Annotated in this window: 12 protein-coding genes; 6 read left to right on the plus strand and 6 right to left on the minus strand. The window is 72.1% G+C overall.

What is annotated here, in order from left to right; all coding sequences use genetic code 11:
• Window positions 1–22: 22 nt before the first annotated feature.
• The 3 genes from ACFVTH_RS07775 to ACFVTH_RS07785 form a co-directional block, all read right to left on the minus strand.
• The gene (locus tag ACFVTH_RS07775) at window positions 23–679 is read right to left on the minus strand and encodes a response regulator (protein WP_387088618.1); all 657 of its coding nucleotides are present in this window, start codon (window positions 677–679) and stop codon (window positions 23–25) included.
• Window positions 667–2,397: a sensor histidine kinase gene (locus ACFVTH_RS07780; protein WP_387088622.1), complete on the minus strand. Its 1,731-nt coding sequence runs from the start codon at window positions 2,395–2,397 to the stop codon at window positions 667–669. The genes ACFVTH_RS07775 and ACFVTH_RS07780 overlap by 13 nt, the downstream gene beginning before the upstream one ends.
• A 133-nt stretch (window positions 2,398–2,530) precedes the next feature.
• Window positions 2,531–2,902: a YccF domain-containing protein gene (locus ACFVTH_RS07785; RefSeq protein WP_386941520.1), complete on the minus strand. Its 372-nt coding sequence runs from the start codon at window positions 2,900–2,902 to the stop codon at window positions 2,531–2,533.
• A 44-nt stretch (window positions 2,903–2,946) separates the two neighbouring features.
• Between ACFVTH_RS07785 and ACFVTH_RS07790 the strand changes: the two genes are divergently transcribed.
• From ACFVTH_RS07790 to ACFVTH_RS07800, 3 genes are all read left to right on the plus strand, one after another.
• Entirely contained in the window at window positions 2,947–4,935 is a 1,989-nt protein-coding gene (locus tag ACFVTH_RS07790; protein WP_387088625.1) for a M13 family metallopeptidase, read from the plus strand.
• A gap of 98 nt (window positions 4,936–5,033) precedes the next feature.
• Window positions 5,034–5,939, plus strand: a complete 906-nt coding sequence (locus tag ACFVTH_RS07795) for a serine hydrolase (RefSeq protein ID WP_386941522.1) — start codon at window positions 5,034–5,036, stop codon at window positions 5,937–5,939.
• A gap of 17 nt (window positions 5,940–5,956) precedes the next feature.
• A complete protein-coding gene (locus tag ACFVTH_RS07800; protein ID WP_387088628.1) occupies window positions 5,957–6,481 on the plus strand; it encodes a GNAT family N-acetyltransferase in 525 nt (174 codons plus the stop codon).
• Between the two features lie 137 nt (window positions 6,482–6,618).
• Here the strand turns inward: ACFVTH_RS07800 and ACFVTH_RS07805 are convergent, their stop codons facing one another.
• Window positions 6,619–8,106, minus strand: coding sequence for an alpha/beta fold hydrolase (locus ACFVTH_RS07805; protein WP_387088631.1), 1,488 nt, complete (start codon window positions 8,104–8,106; stop codon window positions 6,619–6,621).
• Between the two features lie 20 nt (window positions 8,107–8,126).
• Window positions 8,127–8,531, minus strand: a complete 405-nt coding sequence (locus tag ACFVTH_RS07810; RefSeq protein WP_387088634.1) for an NUDIX domain-containing protein — start codon at window positions 8,529–8,531, stop codon at window positions 8,127–8,129.
• A 76-nt stretch (window positions 8,532–8,607) separates the two neighbouring features.
• Between ACFVTH_RS07810 and ACFVTH_RS07815 the strand changes: the two genes are divergently transcribed.
• Both ACFVTH_RS07815 and ACFVTH_RS07820 read left to right on the plus strand, forming a co-directional pair.
• Entirely contained in the window at window positions 8,608–9,921 is a 1,314-nt protein-coding gene (locus tag ACFVTH_RS07815) for an alpha-hydroxy-acid oxidizing protein (protein WP_387088637.1), read from the plus strand.
• Window positions 9,922–10,045: 124 nt separating this feature from the next.
• Complete coding sequence (locus ACFVTH_RS07820; protein WP_387088639.1) at window positions 10,046–11,431, plus strand: glycine--tRNA ligase; 1,386 nt, start codon at window positions 10,046–10,048, stop codon at window positions 11,429–11,431.
• 66 nt (window positions 11,432–11,497) lie between these two features.
• On the opposite strand, the gene hrpA is transcribed toward ACFVTH_RS07820, so the two are convergent.
• Window positions 11,498–15,502, minus strand: coding sequence for an ATP-dependent RNA helicase HrpA (gene hrpA, locus ACFVTH_RS07825; RefSeq protein ID WP_387088642.1), 4,005 nt, complete (start codon window positions 15,500–15,502; stop codon window positions 11,498–11,500).
• Between the two features lie 123 nt (window positions 15,503–15,625).
• Between hrpA and ACFVTH_RS07830 the strand changes: the two genes are divergently transcribed.
• Entirely contained in the window at window positions 15,626–16,453 is an 828-nt protein-coding gene (locus ACFVTH_RS07830; RefSeq protein ID WP_387088645.1) for an aldo/keto reductase, read from the plus strand.
• Window positions 16,454–16,638: the final 185 nt, after the last annotated feature.

The following is a 16,638-nucleotide window of genomic DNA, read 5'->3' on the forward strand; positions in this document are numbered from 1 at the left end:
CGCACGGGACCCAGAACGGGGGTCAGTCCGCGGCTCCGTCGAGGTAGCGGATCACCGCGAGCACCCGGCGGTGGTCGTCGGGGGTGACCGGCAGGCCGAGGGCGTCGTAGATGCCGGAGGTGTGCTGCACGATCGCCTTCTCGGTGAGCACGAGCCGCTGGCCGATCCAGGCGTTGCTGCGCCCCTCGGCCATGTAGGCGAGCACCTCCTGCTGCCGGCGGGTGAGCCCGCGCACTACTCCGTCGCCCCGGCCGGCGCGCGAGATCAGCACCGCCACCACTTCGGGGTCGAGGGCCGTGCCGCCCTCGGAGACCCGCCGCAGGTCGGCTCGGAACGCGCCGACGTCCGCGATGCGCTGCTTCAGCAGGTAGCCGACGCTCGCCGCTCTGCCGCCCAGCAGCTCGATGGCGTACCGCCGCTGCACGTACTGCGAGAGCACGACGATGGCGATGTCGGGGTGCTCGTGGCGGATCCGGAGGGCCGCGCGAAGTCCCTCGTCGCGGTGGAGCGGCGGCATCCGGATGTCGGTGATGACGAGGTCGGGGCGGTGCTCCTCGACGGCCTCCAGCAGCAGCTCCGCATCTGGCACTGCGGCGACGACCTCGAAGCCGCCGGCTTCGAGCAGCAGTCGGAGGCCCTGCCGGAGCAGGGTCTCGTCCTCCGCGATCACGACCCGCACGGCAGCTCCGCGCTGAGTCGGGTGCCCCCGGCCGACGTGCTCTCCAGGGACATCCGCCCCCCGATCGCGTCGATGCGGTCGGCGAGACCGGAGAGGCCGCGGCCGCCTCGCGGCACGACGCCGCCGACGCCGTCGTCGGCGATCTCGATCGTGAGCACCCCGCCCGCTCGCGCCAGGCGCACCGAGGCTGAACCCGCGCGGGCGTGCTTGACGGTGTTCGCGAGCCCTTCGGCGACGACGAAGTAGGCCACGTTCGCGACGGTCGGCGCGAGCTCGGCGTCGAGCCCTTCGGCGTGCAGCGTCGTCGGAATCGGCATCCGGTCGACGAGGTCCTCCGCGGCGAGCACGAGCCCGCGCTCGACGAGTGCCGAGGGCATGACGTCGTGCACGAGCCGGCGGAGCTCGTCGGCCGCCTCCTCGATGCCGCGGCGCAGGCGCATCGCCCGATCGCGCTCGCCGTCGTCGCGGGCCGCCTCCTCGAGACCGCCCGCCTCCAGGGCGAGCAGCACGAGCTGCACCTGGAGCCCGTCGTGCAGGTCCTTCGCGATGCGCGTGCGCTCGCGATCCGCGGCCTCCACGAGCCGCACCCGCGAGTGCCGCAGCGCCGTCTGGCTCGCCCGCAGCTCGGTGGTCAGTCGCTCGCGCGCGAGCGCGATCGCCGCGACCCGGCCGACGGCGCGGACGCGCCAGGGGTCGCCCACGAGGCGGGCGTCGTAGACGATCGCGCCGATCGGGGAGCCCGCCGACTCGATGACCTCGAAGCCGCGCTCGCCGGGATCGGGCCGGTCGACGCCGACGCCGCGCTCATCGACGAAGCCGTCGCGCACGGGCAGCCAGTACACGAGCTCGACGCTGGGGTCGCCGAGTGCCCTCGCGACGGCCGAGCGCAGCGGCTCGCGGCCCGACTCGGTGCCGAGCCACGCCGCGAGCTCCTCGAGCTCGGCGGTGCGTTCGAAGCCGCCGACGAGCACGCCCACCGTGAAGGCGACGGCGACGCCGGCGATGAGCGCGAGCTGCACGCCGGCGGTCACCGTAATGGGGGCCGCGCTGAGGATGGTCGGGATCAGGGGGATGAGCACGACCGAGGCGATGCCGTACCCGTAGAGCGGGAAGAGCACGCGGCGGCGGGCGGGCGAGGCGGCGCGCAGTCGGCCGGCGAGCACGGCGGCCGCCGCGGCGACGACCGCGAACCCGGTCCAGCGCTGCACCTCCGCCCCGACGGTCGCCAGGGCGGGGTCGGCGGAGACGCCCGGCGCGAACACGCCGGCGCCGAAGACGTAGTTCGGCACCTGCAGCACGAGGGCGACGACGTAGGCGGCGACGACGATCACGCGTGACGGGGCGTCGGGCAGACGCCCGCTCGGGAAGGCGAGCAGCAGGTGGATCGTGACCGCGAGCATCGCGGTGGAGAAGACGGAGCCGACGATCACGCCGAACGGCAGCCCGGTGTTGAGCAGGCCCGCCGCGAGGATCGTGACGCCGCCGACCCAGATGAGGAGCCCGGTGCGGCTGCTCGGACGACGGCGCCAGGCGATCGTGCCCGCGACGAACCAGACGAGCGCGACGGCCGGGAAGAGCGCGATCACCCAGAACTCAGGCGCGATCGGCATGAGCAGCGCGAGCTCGAGCGCGACGAACAGCACGCCGATGACGAACATGACGGTGAGGGCGGCGCCGAGCGAGCGCGCGAGCGGCGGTGCCGACCAGTCGGGTGCCATACGGCCTCGCTCTCGCGCGCCGGCGTCGCCGACCGCCCGGGACGCCGTTCAGCTCATTCTGGCGGAGCGGGCGTCGGAACGGTATGGACCCAGGTCGCGATGCGGCGGCGCGATGCGGAGGCGCAGCGAGCCGTCAGGCGTCGACGATCTCCTTGCCGAGCGGCGCGAGCGAGACGGGCACGAGCTTGAAGTTGGCGATGCCGAGGGGGATGCCGATGATCGTGATGCAGAGGAGGACCCCGGCGACGAGGTGCTCGAGCGCGAGCCACCAGCCGGCGAGGATCACCCAGATCACGTTGCCGATGAACGACCAGGCGCCCGAGGTCGGCTTCTGCACGACGGTGCGCCCGAACGGCCAGAGCGCGTACCCCGCGATGCGGAACGAGGCGATGCCCCAGGGGATCGTCACGATGAGGACGCACATCACGACGCCGGCGACCACGTAGCCGAGGAAGAGCCAGATCCCCGAGAGCACGAGCCAGATGATGTTGAGCAGCGTGTTCATGTCGGGAACATCCAAGCACGTTCCACCCGGCTTAGGCTGGGGGGATGACCGACGTCGCGCTCCCCTCCGGTATCAAGCAGGACGAACTCGATGCGGCGGTGCGTCCGCAGGACGACCTCTTCCGCCACGTGAACGGCGCATGGATCGAGCGCACCGAGATCCCGGCCGACAAGGCGCGCTTCGGCTCGTTCATCGAGCTGCACGAAGAGGCCGAGCAGGCGGTGCGCGACATCATCCACGAGTCGCAGGAGGCCGAGCCGGGCACCGAGGCGCGCAAGGTCGGCGACCTCTTCTCGAGCTTCATGAACGAGGAGCGCGCCGAGCTCCTGGGCGTCACGCCCATCGCCGGCCAGCTCGTCGACGTCTCGCTCGTGAGCTCGGTGCCGAGCCTCCTCGAGACGCTCGGCCGCCTCGAGCGCCAGGGCGTCGCGGGCTTCGCCCAGCTCTACGTCGACAACGACCCGGGCGACCCCGAGCGCTACCTCGTCTTCGTCGAGCAGGGCGGCATCGGCCTGCCCGACGAGAGCTACTTCCGCGAGGAGCGCTTCGAGAGCGTTCGCGAGGCGTATCGCTCGCACCTCGAGCGGATGCTGCGGCTCGCGCAGCTCGACGAGCCGGCCGAGCGGGCGGCCCGCGTCTTCGAGCTCGAGTCGGCCATCGCGGCCGTGCACTGGAACAACGTCGAGTCCCGCGACAGCGAGAAGACCTACAACCTGAAGCCCTGGCAGGGCGTCGTCGACGAGGCATCCGTCGACCTCGAGATCTGGCGCGACGCGATGGGCGTGCCCGCCGGAGCGTTCGACGAGCTCGTGGTGCGCCAGCCCTCGTTCCTCGCCGGGCTGGGCGCGCTCCTCACCGATGAGCGCATCCCGGCATGGCGCGACTGGCTCGCGTGGCAGGTCGTGCGGTCGAACGCCGCCTACCTCTCGAGCGACCTCGTCGAGGCGAACTTCGACTTCTACGGCCGCACCCTCACCGGCACCCCGCAGATGCGCGAGCGGTGGAAGCGCGGCGTCTCGCTCGTCGAGGGCGCGATGGGCGAGGCGGTCGGTCGCATCTACGTCGAGCGGCACTTCCCGCCCGCCGCGAAGGAGGCGATGGACGAGCTCGTCGCGAACCTCGTGCTCGCCTACCGCGAGTCGATCGAGGCGCTCGAGTGGATGGGCGAGGAGACGAAGGCGAAGGCCCTCGACAAGCTCGAGAAGTTCACGCCGAAGATCGGCTACCCCGTGAAGTGGCGCGACTACTCGGCACTCGAGATCTCGGCCGACGACCTCGTCGCCAACGTGCGCGCGACCGCCGAGTTCGAGTTCAACCGCGAGCTCGGCAAGATCGGCAAGCCGATCGACCGCGACGAGTGGTTCATGACGCCGCAGACGATCAACGCGTACTACAACCCGGGATTCAACGAGATCGTGTTCCCCGCGGCGATCCTGCAGTACCCGTTCTTCGACGCCGGCCGTGACGCCGCCGCCAACTACGGGGCGATCGGGGCCGTCATCGGGCACGAGATCGGGCACGGCTTCGACGACCAGGGCTCGAAGTACGACGGCGACGGGCGCCTCACCGACTGGTGGACGGCCGACGACCGCGCGGCGTTCGAGGAGCGCACGAAGGCGCTCATCGCGCAGTACGACGCGCTCGTCCCGGCGCAGTTGCAGACGGCGGATGCCTCCGACGACGAGCCGCACGTCAACGGCGCCCTCACGATCGGCGAGAACATCGGCGACCTCGGCGGGCTCGCCATCGCGTGGAAGGCGTACGTGGTGTCGCAGGGCGGGAGCGTCGCGCAGTCGCCCGTGATCGACGGGCTGACGCCGGCGCAGCGCTTCTTCCTGTCGTGGGCGCAGGCCTGGCAGATGAAGGGCCGCGACGAAGAGGTGGTGCGCCTGCTCGCGATCGACCCGCACTCGCCGAACGAGTTCCGGTGCAACCAGATCGTCCGCAACATCGATGAGTTCTACACTGGCTTCGGAGTGACTGCCGACGACGCCCTCTGGCTCGACCCTGCCGAGCGGGTGACGATCTGGTAATCACCGATCCGAAGTCCGAGTATCCGAACAACTCGTGCGCGCCGCAGCCCGCGGTGGGGGAGCGCCGACCGTCTGAGGAAGAGCGTGCAAGCACCGTGGTGACGTCGTCGCAGGGATCCGAGCGACGTGCACGTCATGCCGATCTGCGCAAGGGCAAGCACCGCACGGAGGAGCCCAACGAGAACTTCGCACGCGGCTTCGCCGCCCTCGGGGAGCTCGCGCTCGCCGGGGTGCAGGTGTCGGCCCGTGCGACCGACCTCGCGACCGGCAAGGTGCTCTTCTCCGTCGACGACCACGTCGTGATGCCGACGGCGTCGATCGGCAAGGTGCTGCTGCTCGTCGAGGTCGCCTCGCGGCTCGTCGGCGCGAGCGCCGAGTCGTTCACCGTGCTCGACCGGGCCCCGCGCGACGCCGTCGGCGACTCGGGCATCTGGCAGCACCTCCAGTCGCCGTCCCTGCCGATCGCCGACCTGGCCGCGCTCATCGGGGCGACGAGCGACAACCTCGCGACGAACGTGCTGATCCGCCACATCGGCCTCGAGGCGGTGCGCGCCCGCACCGAGACGCTCGGGCTCACCCGCACCGCGCTCCTCGACCTCGTGCGCGACCACCGCGGCCCCGACGACGCCCCGCAGCTCTCGATCGGCTCGGCGAAGGAGCTGACCTGGCTCTTCGCCTCGCTCGCCCGCGGCGAGATCGTCTCGCCCGAGGTGTCGCAGCGCGTGGTCGGCTGGCTCTCGCTGAACGCCGACTTCTCGATGGTGGCGTCGGCCTTCGGCCTCGACCCGCTCGCGCACCGCTCGCCCGATCACGGCCTGCTGCTCATGAACAAGACCGGCACCGACGGCGGCGTGCGCAGCGAGGTCGGGGTGCTGCGCGGCCCCCGTGCGAGCGTCGCCTACGCGGTGTCGATGTACTACGCCGACACGATGCTCTCGTCGCGGCTCGCGGTGCTCGACGGCATGCGCCAGGTCGGCCTCGACCTGCTCGAGTTCGTGCACTGAGCGTGACGGAGCCCGCCGTGCGCATCAGGCCGCTGCGCGACGACGACTGCGCGGTCGTCGATCGGCTGCTCGCGGCGGCGTTCTCCGGGCCGCAGCCCGACGGCTCGCCCGCCGCCTCGCCGCCGGTGGAGGTGGTGCTGAACACGGCGCTGCTCGGCTCAGCCGAGTTCATCCCCGAGCTCGCGCTCGTGGCCGAGCGCGACGCCGCCGTCGTGGGCTACTGCATCACGACCCGCGGATGGCTCGGTGACGAGCCGGCGCTCGGTCTCGGCCCGATCGGGGTCGACCCCGGCGTTCAGCGCGGCGGCATCGGCTCGGCGCTCGTGCGCGAGACCCTGCGGCTGGCCGAGGCGCGGGGCGAGGGGCTCGTCGCGCTGCTCGGCGACCCGGCCTACTACGGCCGGTTCGGCTTTGTGACGAGCACCGAGCTCGGGGTCGCGCCGCCCGAGCCCACGTGGGGTGCGTACTTCCAGGCGATCCGGCTCGGAGGTTCGTCGTCCGCCGGCGCATTCCGCTACGCCGCGCCCTTCGACGAGCTGTAGCCCACCGCATCTTCGGAGATCGCCACTGCGTCGGGCCGATTCGGCCCGATCGAGCCGAGACCGTGGCGATCGCCGAAGTCGTGGCCGGCCGGCCTGGACGCGACCGGGGCGTGCTGCGCCGGCGCGCCGCCGAGTGCTCAGCCCGCCGTCGTGAGCAGGCCGATGCCCGCGAGCACCGCCGCCGAGGTCTCGGGCGCCGCGAGCACCCGGAAGTGACCCGCGACGGGTACCTGCAGGTTCGTCGCGCCCTCGAGCGCGCTGCCGTCGGGCACGTGCGGGTCGAAGGTGCCGAAGATCGACACGATGCGCGCGTTCACGGAGGCCGCGTCCTCGAGCATCACGATCGTCGCGTCGCTCGGCAGGAGCGCCCTGATGCTCGGGTCGCCGAACAGCCGCGCCCGGCGTGCGCCGGCGAACGGGGTGCAGATCGCCACGACCCCGCGGATGCCGAGCAGCTCGCCCTCGTCGTCGATGAGCACGTGCTTGCCGATGAGCCCGCCCTTGCTGTGCGCCACGATCACGCGACCGGCCGGCGGAGGAGCCGAGCGAGCGAGGGCCTTCGCGACGCGGGCGGCGGTCTCGGCGATCGGGCGCCGGTTCGCACGCATGCCGTGCACCACGACGACGCGATGACCCTCGGCGTTGAGCGCGTCGCCGAGCGGCCGCATGAACGACCAGTGCTCGTACACGCCCGGCAGCAGCACGACCTGTGGCTTGCCAGGCTCGCCCGTGCGCCAGGCGCGAGGCTCGTGCCTGGCGCCGAGCCAGGCGAGCTGGCGCACCCCGGCGTAGGCGTAGTCGCGCGCCATCGCGCCGAGCGCGGCAGGCACCCCGAGCGGCCGGCCCTCGGGCGGCGGTTCGACGAGCGTCACCGGGCGGCCCGCGGGAAGTGCCTGCGCATGCCGCACGATCAGCTCGCCGACGCGGCGACCGGCCCTGATCATGGTCTCGTGCCCGCGCCCCGGTACCTCGGCGTAGCGACCGTCGGGCACGAGCCGGGCGACCTCCTCGGCCCAGTCGCGCGGCACGACGCGATCGTGCTCGCCCCTGATGACGAGCGTCGGCGCCGTGATCCCGGGGAGCACGAGCTCGATGCGGTGGTCGAGCATCGGCCGCAGGTTCGCCGCGTACCAGGCGGGGCCCGCCTTCGCGTAGAGCGAGACGCCGTACCAGAGGGCCTTCGGGTGGACGAGCGCGATGTCCTGCAGGAACCGCATCGTCTGCTTCGCGAGCGTGCGCTCGCGGGGATTGACGGTCGGCGCGATGAGCACGAGGCGGCCGACCAGCTCGGGATGCTTCGCCGCCGTCTCCGAGACGACCTGCGCGCCCGTCGAGTGGCCGACGAGCACCGCACCGGCGAGGCCCTCGGCCACGAGCAGATCGGCGAGGAGCTCGCCCGCCGCGGGCATGCTCAGCGGTTCGCTCGGCTCGGGGGCGTCGCCGAAGCCCGGCAGGTCGAGGGCGTGCACGCGGCCGTCCGCCTCGAGCACGACGGCGAGCTCCGACCAGTAGTCGTGCGCCATGCCGAGCCCGTGCACCAGCACGTAGTCCGGCCCGTCGGGCCGGCCCGAGTCGTGGATGACGACCACGTCCTCGCCGCGGCGGAACTCGCGGGTCTGCGACATGACCGCAGTCTAGGGCGGGCTCAGTCGATGACGCCGGATGCCGCGAGGCGGCGCAGCACTTCGGCGCCGGCGGGCGGGCAGCGGTCGAGCTCGCTCGTGGTCACCCAGTGCAGGGAGCCCACCTCGGCCGAGGCCTGCGGCGAGGCATCCGTCTCGGCCCGGAAGACGCGCATGCGCACCAGGCGGCCGTCGGGCTCGCCGTGCGCCTGTGTGACGACCTCGAACAGCTCGTCGAGGGCCTCGGGGTCGAGCTCGAGCGCGACCTCCTCGAACGCCTCGCGGGCGGCGGCCTCCGCGGCGGTCTCGCCGGGGTCGATCTTCCCGCCCGGCATGTAGTAGACCTCGCGGTCGCGCGCGGTCACCATGAGCACCCGGCGGTCGCGCACGAGCGCGATGGCCGAGACGAGGAGGTCGGAATGAGGCATCGTTCCCACCCTAGGCGGCCCGCCGCTACGCTGGCTCGAACGTGCAGAGCACCGACGATCGCGAAGGAGCGACGAGATGGCCGACGACGACCGCGGGTACGGGCGCGCCACCCAGTCCGAGGTGTACCGGGCCGGGCTCTCCGGCATCCGGCCGAAGGTGCCCGTCGACGTCGACGAGCTCGAAGGCGCCGCGCGCAAGGCCGTGTCGGCCGAGGCCTTCGCGTACCTCGCGGGCGGGGCCGGCGCCGAGGCCACGATGGCCGCGAACCGTGCGGCGTTCGCACGACGGCAGATCTGGCCGCGGGTGCTCCGCGACGTTTCGACCCGCGACCTGTCGATCGAGCTCCTCGGGCGCCGCCGGGCCACGCCGTTCGTGCTCTCGCCGATCGGGGTCGCCGAGCTGGCCCACCCCGACGCCGACGTCGCGGTCGGCCGTGCGGCGGCGGCGCTCGACGTGCCCTACGTGCTCTCCAACCAGGCGTCTCGCCCGATGGAGGAGGTCGCCGCGGCGATGGGCTCGCGGTCGCGATGGTTCCAGCTGTATTGGAGCGCCTCCGATGAGCTCAACGCGTCGTTCGTGCGCCGTGCGGAGGCGGCCGGCTGCGAGGCGATCGTCGTCACCCTCGACACGCACCTGCTCGGGTGGCGGACGCGCGACCTCGACGCCGCCTTCCTGCCGTTCACCCGTGGGCAGGGCATCGCGCAGTACACGAGCGACCCGGTGTTCGCCGAGCTGGTGCGCGAGCGGGTCGCGCGCGCGGGCGGTGCGGGCGGTGCGGCCGCCCGCCCGAAGGTCACCCCGACGCTGCTCGTCTCGGCGTTCTCGATCGCCCGCTCGGGCGCGCACACGAGGCTCGTCGACGGCGGCGTGAGGGAGGCGCTGCGCTCGCCGTTGCCGCGGGCCGCCGTCGAGACCTTCCTCGACGTGTTCAGCGACCCGTCGCTCACGTGGGCGTCGCTCGCGAAGCTGCGGGAGTGGACGTCGCTGCCGGTGCTGCTCAAGGGCGTCGTGCACCCCGACGACGCGGCGCAGGCGCTCGACCACGGCGTCGACGGACTCGTCGTGTCGAATCACGGCGGTCGCCAGATCGACCGGTCCGTCGCGACCCTCGATGCCCTGCCCGGCGTGGTCGAGCGGGTCGGCGGGCGGGTCCCCGTGATCCTCGACAGCGGGGTCCGCGGCGGGGCCGACGCCTTCATGGCGCTCGCGCTGGGAGCGACCGCCGTGGGCATCGGACGGCCCTACGCGTACGGGCTCGCGGTCGCCGGAACCGACGGCGTGCGCGAGGTCGTGCGCAACCACGTCGCCGAGCTGGATCTCACGATGGGGCTGGCCGGCCACCGTTCGGTCGCGGAGATCGGGCCCGGCTCCCTCCGCGACGCCGGCTGACGGCCGCCGCTCGCACGGCCAGCCCTCCGGGCGCCAGGCGGGGCGCCCGGACCGCTGCGGGATTTCGTAGGATGGTCTCCGATCCCCTCTCGGGCCTCTGGCCCCTTGCACCATTGGAGCCACCGTGGCCGCACCCAGCCGACTCGAATCCGTCATCGCCCTCGCCCAGCACCGGGGCTTCGTCTTCCAGGCCGGCGAGATCTACGGCGGATCCCGCTCAGCGTGGGACTACGGCCCCCTCGGCGTCGAGCTGAAGGAGAACATCAAGCGGCAGTGGTGGCGCTACATGGTCACCCGCCGCGACGACGTCGTCGGCCTCGACTCGAGCGTCATCCTGCCCAAGCAGGTCTGGGTCGCCTCGGGCCACGTCGGCGTCTTCACCGACCCGCTCGTCGAGTGCCTCCACTGCCACAAGCGCTTCCGCGAGGACCACCTGCTCGAGGCGTACGAGGAGAAGAAGGGTCGCGCCCCCGAGAACGGCATGGGCGACATCGCCTGCCCGAACTGCGGCACCCGCGGCCAGTGGACCCCGCCTCGCGACTTCAACATGATGCTGCAGACCTACCTCGGCCCCGTGCAGGACGAGAGCGGCATGCACTACCTCCGCCCCGAGACGGCGCAGGGCATCTTCACCAACTTCGCGAACGTGCTCCAGGCCGCGCGCATGAAGCCCCCGTTCGGCATCGGCCAGATCGGCAAGTCGTTCCGCAACGAGATCACGCCGGGCAACTTCATCTTCCGCACCCGCGAGTTCGAGCAGATGGAGCTCGAGTTCTTCGTCGAGCCCGGCACCGATGACGAGTGGTTCCAGTACTGGCTCGACTACCGCTGGAACTGGTACATCGACCTCGGCGTCGACGCCGAGAACCTGCGCCTCTTCGAGCACCCTCAAGAGAAGCTCTCGCACTACTCGAAGCGCACCGTCGACATCGAGTACCGCTTCGGCTTCACCGGCGGCGAGTGGGGCGAGCTCGAGGGCGTCGCGAACCGCACCGACTTCGACCTCTCGACGCACTCCGAGCACTCCGGCAAGGAGCTCAGCTACTTCGACCAGTCCAAGAACGAGCGCTGGATCCCGTACGTGATCGAGCCTGCGGCCGGCCTCACCCGCTCGCTCATGGCGTTCCTCGTCGACGCGTACCACGTCGAGGAGGTGCCGAACGCGAAGGGCGGCGTCGACACCCGCACCGTGCTGAAGCTCGACCCGCGCCTGTCGCCGGTCAAGGCCGCGGTGCTGCCGCTCAGCCGCAACGAGAAGCTCTCGCCGCTCGCCCGCGAGGTCGCCGCGTCGCTGCGCCAGCACTGGAACGTCGACTTCGACGACGCCGGCGCGATCGGCCGCCGCTACCGCCGCCAGGACGAGATCGGCACCCCGTTCTGCATCACGGTCGATTTCGACTCGCTCGACGACAACGCCGTGACGGTGCGCGACCGCGACACCATGGAGCAGCAGCGCGTGCCGCTCGCAGAGCTCGAGGGCTTCCTCGCCGCGCGCCTCATCGGCGCATAGCGACCCTTCGTGAAGGCGGGTGCCCGAGGGCGCCCGCCTTCGGCGTTCCCGGAAGCCGCGTCGGGGTCACCCCTTCGCGGCGAGCACCTTCGTGATGCGCTGCAGCGACACGCTCTCGGCGGCCCGCAGCTCCTGTGCGAAGAGGCTGATCCGCAGCTCCTCGATGAGCCAGCGCGCCCGGACGAGGTTGGCGGGCGAGCGCGGCGCGAGCGGGATCGTCCCGCCGGCGTCGGCGAAGCGCCCGAGCGCGGCCTGCACCTCGTTCATCCAGACGCGGTCGCGACCGGGGTTCTGCTCGAGCTTGCCGACGCGCATCGTCACGCCCTCGAGGTAGCGCGGCAGGTGCCGCAGCCGCTCGAGGCCGGTGCGCGAGACGTAGCCCGGGAACACGAGCCCGTCGAGCTGCGCGCGCGCGTCGCCGAGGGCGGGCAGCAGGGCGAGGCTCGTCGCCGACTTGACCGCCTTCTCAGCGGTGCGGAGCGCCACAAGGGTGCTCGCGACGAGCGAGACCGTCTCGAACATGGTGTTCATCACGACGCCCGAGATGCGGTCGCGCACGGTGTCGAACTCGAGCTTCGTGAAGAGCATGCCGTCGTCCTTCACCCGGTACAGCACGTCGTCGACGCACGCGACGAGGCAGTCGGCGAACAGCGCCGCGGTGTTCGGATAGGGGCTCGTCGCGAGCACGAGCTTCTCGTTGCCGGTGAGGTGCTGCTGCACGTAGTTCACCGGCGACGGCGTCGCGAGCATGAGCAACCGTCGGATGCCCCCGGGCATCGCGGCCGCCTGGTCTTCGGGGGTCGCCAGAAGGCGGATGCTCACGGTCTCGCCGTCGTCGACGAGTGCCGGATAGGCGCGCACGCGGTTGCCGCCGACGTCGGTGTCGACGTGGCGCGGGAGCTCGGGGAAGTCCCACTTCGTGAGGCCGCTGCGTTCGAGGCCTGCGCCGCCGGCGCTCGAGGCGCCGCCCAGCGCCGACGGGCTGATCGGCCCCTGCCCGACGTCGACGGCCCGCGGCCCGCGTCGCCGCTCGCCCGCGCCGCCGCCCGTCGCGAAGGTGCCGGCGACGGCGTCGCGCGCCCGGTCGCTGAACTGCGCCTGCAGCGCCCGCAGGTCCTTGCCGACGCCGAGCTGCTTGCCGCGCCCCTCGACCACCCGGAACGACATCAGCAGGTGCGGCGGGATGCGATCCATCGCGAAGTCGGCGCCCGTGACGGGCGTATGGGTCAGCCGCTTGATGACGCCGGCGACCTCGTCGGCGAACGAGGTCTGCGCCGTGGCATCCTGCCCGTCGAGCTCGGCGACGATCTTCGCCGCCCAGTCGGCCGCGGGCACGACGTTGCGCCGGATCACCTTCGGCAGCGCCTTGATCATCGCGGTCACGAGCTCGGTGCGGAGGCCGGGCACCTGCCGGTCGAAGCCCTCGGGGCGGAGGCGCGCGAGCAGCACGAGCGGCACCTGCACGGTCACCCCGTCGTCGGATGCCCCGGGCTCGAAGCGGTAGCGGAGCGTCAGCGTCTGGTCGTCCTGCTGCCACGTCGGCGGGAACGCCTCGTCGTCGATCGCCGGCGCGTCGTCGGGCGCGAGCGTCTCGGCCGTCATCGTGAGCAGGCCCTGGTCGAGCTTCTTCGCCTCGCGCCACCAGGTCTCGAAGAGCCTCGTCGAGGTCACGTCGGCCGGGATGCGCGCGTCGTAGAAGTCGTAGACGGCCTCGTCGTCGAAGAGGATGTCGCGCCGGCGGCTGCGCTCCTCGACCGCTTCGAGCTCGGCGCGCAGGCGGCGGTTGCGCCGGTCGAACTCGAACAGCGGGTCGCGCCGGGTCTCGTTCGGCCAGTCGCCCTCGACGAGCGCGTGGCGGATGAAGAGCTCGCGCGCGTAGGGCGCGTCGATGCGGGCGAGCTGGATGCGCCGGCGCTCGACGATCGGCACGCCGTAGAGCGTGACCTTCTCGTAGGCGACGGCCGAGCCCTGGCGTTTCTCCCAGTGCGGCTCGCTGTGACTGCGCTTCACGAGCGAGCCTGCGAGCGGCTCCGCCCAGGCCGGGTCGATCGCCGCGTTGGTGCGGGCGAACAGCCGGCTGGTCTCGACGAGCTCGGCGCTCATGAGCGCGGCCGGCGGCTTCTTCGCGAGCGCCGAGCCGGGGAAGACGACGAAGCGGGTGTTGCGCGCACCGAGGAACTCGGACTGCTGGCGGCGGCCTCGGCGCTCGGCCTCACGGGCGGCGCCCGCGCCGCCGCGTCCGCTGCCGGTCTTCGAGTCGTCCCGGAGGCCGAGCTGCGAGAGCAGCCCCGAGAGCAGCGCCTTGTGGATCCCGTCGGGGTTGGGCTCCGCTGCCTCGCGTGCGACCTGGAGGCCGAGCGGCTTCGCGAGGCGCAGGAGCTGGCGGTAGAGGTCCTGCCACTCGCGCACGCGCAGGTAGTTCAGGAACTCCGACCGGCACATGCGCCGGAACGCGCTGCCCGAGAGCTCGCGCTGCTTCTGCTCGAGATGGTTCCAGAGGTTGAGCAGCGTCAGGAAATCGCTGGTCGGGTCGACGAACCGCGCGTGGAAGCCGTCGGCCTGCTCGCGGCGGTCGAGCGGACGCTCGCGCGGATCCTGCACGGTGAGGCCGGCGACGATCGCGAGCACCTCGCGCGAGACGTCCTGCGCCTTCGACTCGAGCACCATGCGTGCGAACCGCGGCTCGATGGGCAGTCGCGAGAGCTGCCGGCCGACCTTCGTGAGCTTCGGACCCTCGCTCGAGGTGCCGCCCTCGAGGGCGCCGAGCTCGCGCAGCAGGTCGACGCCGTCGCGGATGCCGCGGCTGTCTGGCGGCGTGAGGAACGGGAACTCCTCGATCGGGCCGAGCCCGAGCGAGGCCATCTGCAGGATGACCGCGGCGAGGTTCGTGCGCAGGATCTCGGGGTCGGTGAACTCGGGGCGGCGCGCGAAGTCGTCTTCGGAGTACAGGCGGATGGCGATGCCGTCGCTCGTGCGGCCCGAGCGACCCGATCGCTGGTTCGCCGAGGCCTGCGAGATCGCCTCGATCGGCAGCCGCTGCACCTTCGACCGCACCGAGTACCGGCTGATACGGGCGGTGCCCGCGTCGACGACGTAGCGGATGCCGGGCACGGTGAGGCTCGTCTCGGCCACGTTCGTCGCGAGCACGACGCGTCGCCGGAGCCCGGCGACCTTCGACGGCTCGAACACCCGGTGCTGGTCGGCCGAGGACAACCGGCCGTAGAGCGGCAGCACCTCGGTCTCGCCGCCGCGCGCACCGGCGCTTGCGTAGTGCCCGCGCACCGCCTGCTCGGCGTCGCGGATCTCGCCCTCGCCGGAGAGGAAGACGAGCACGTCGCCGCGGGATTCGCGGTCGAGCTCGTCGAGGGCGTCGAGGATGCCCCGCTGCACGTCCTTGTCCTCCGCGGCGGCGCCCTCGTCGTCGGCGTCCTCGCCGGTGTCGCCCGACGCCTCGGCGACGAGGGGGCGGTAGCGCACCTCGACGGGGTAGGTGCGCCCCGAGACCTCGATCACGGGCGCGGGCGTGCCCGAAGCATCCGCGAAGTGCCTCGCGAAGCTCTCGGGGTCGATCGTCGCGCTCGTGACGATCACCTTGAGGTCGGGGCGGCGGGGGAGGAGCCGCTTCAGGTAGCCGAGCAGGAAGTCGATGTTGAGGCTGCGCTCGTGCGCCTCGTCGATGATGATCGTGTCGTAGCGGCGCAGCTGGCGATCGCGGTGGATCTCGTTCAGCAGGATGCCGTCGGTCATGACCTTGATGCGGGTCGCCTCGCTCACCTGGTCGGTGAACCGGACCTGGTAGCCGACCAGCCCGCCGAGCTCGACCCCGAGCTCCTCGGAGATGCGCTCGGCGATGGTCCGGGCCGCGATGCGCCGGGGCTGCGTGTGCGCGATCGAGGCGCGCCCGAGCTCGAGGCAGATCTTCGGCAGCTGGGTGGTCTTGCCCGATCCGGTGGCGCCCGCGACGATGACGACCTGGTGCGACTCCAGCGCGCGCGCGATCTCCTCGCGCTGCGCGGAGACGGGCAGTTCGGCGGGGTAGGTGATCGCAGGGATCGGGATCGGCGAGGTCATCAGCCCTCCATCGTAGGACGGCGAACTCCGCGGCGCCCCCTTCGCGTCGCTTCCCGGGCGTGCGATTCGCGGGGAGCGAACCACCCTGTCGCAGGGCAGCGGCCGCGTGATGGGATGGCGGGCATGACGGTTCCCCGCATCCAGCTCAATGACGGCCACTCGATCCCGCAGCTCGGCTTCGGGGTGTTCAAGGTCGATCCGGCCGAGACCGAACGGATCGTGGCCGACGCGCTCGAGGTCGGCTACCGGCACCTCGACACGGCCCGCATCTACGGCAACGAGGAGGGGGTCGGCCGGGCGATCGCCGCATCGGGCATCCCGCGCGAGCAGCTCTACGTCACCACCAAGCTCTGGAACGACGACCAGGGCACGCAGTCGGTGCACGACGCGTTCGACGCGAGCCTCGAACGTCTCGGGCTCGACTACGTCGACCTCTACCTGATCCACTGGCCGAGCCCGGCGCGCGACCGGTACGTCGAGACGTGGCACGCGTTCGAGGAGCTGCGCGACTCGGGCCGGGTGCGCTCGATCGGCGTCTCGAACTTCCTCGTGCCCCACCTCGAGCGTCTGCTCGACGAGAGCGACGTGGTTCCGGCGGTCGACCAGATCGAGCTGCACCCCGCGCACCAGCAGCCGGCGACCGCCGCCTTCGCCGAGGAGCACGGCATCGCCATCGAGGCGTGGGGCCCGCTCGGCCAGGGCAAGTACCCGCTCTTCGAGCTGCCCGAGGTCGCCGACGCGGCGGAGGCGCACGGCAAGTCGCCGGCGCAGGTCGTGATCCGCTGGCACCTGCAGCGCGGGCACATCCTCTTCCCCAAGTCGGGCAGCCACGCGCGCATGGCCGAGAACTTCGACGTCTTCGACTTCGAACTCGGCGAGGCCGAGATGCAGGCGATCACCGCGCTCGAGCGCGAGGGGCGCGTGAGCGCCCACCCCGACGAGGTGAACTGACCCCAGCCGGCCTCTCGCGGATCCGGTCGGCTGATGCCGGCCGGATTTCGCGTTTCATCGGGGCGATTGCCGACCGGCTCGGCTCATGGCGGCGCCGCGACACGCCCGGGTTGCATGGTGGATTTGTGGGGTGGGGTGTGGGTGACGTAGATTTTCTTTTGTCGCCGCGGCGGCCGGGAAGCGCG

Origin of the sequence: Agromyces sp. NPDC058104, from assembly GCF_042884835.1 — a bacterium.
Classification (GTDB): Bacteria; Actinomycetota; Actinomycetes; order Actinomycetales; family Microbacteriaceae; genus Agromyces.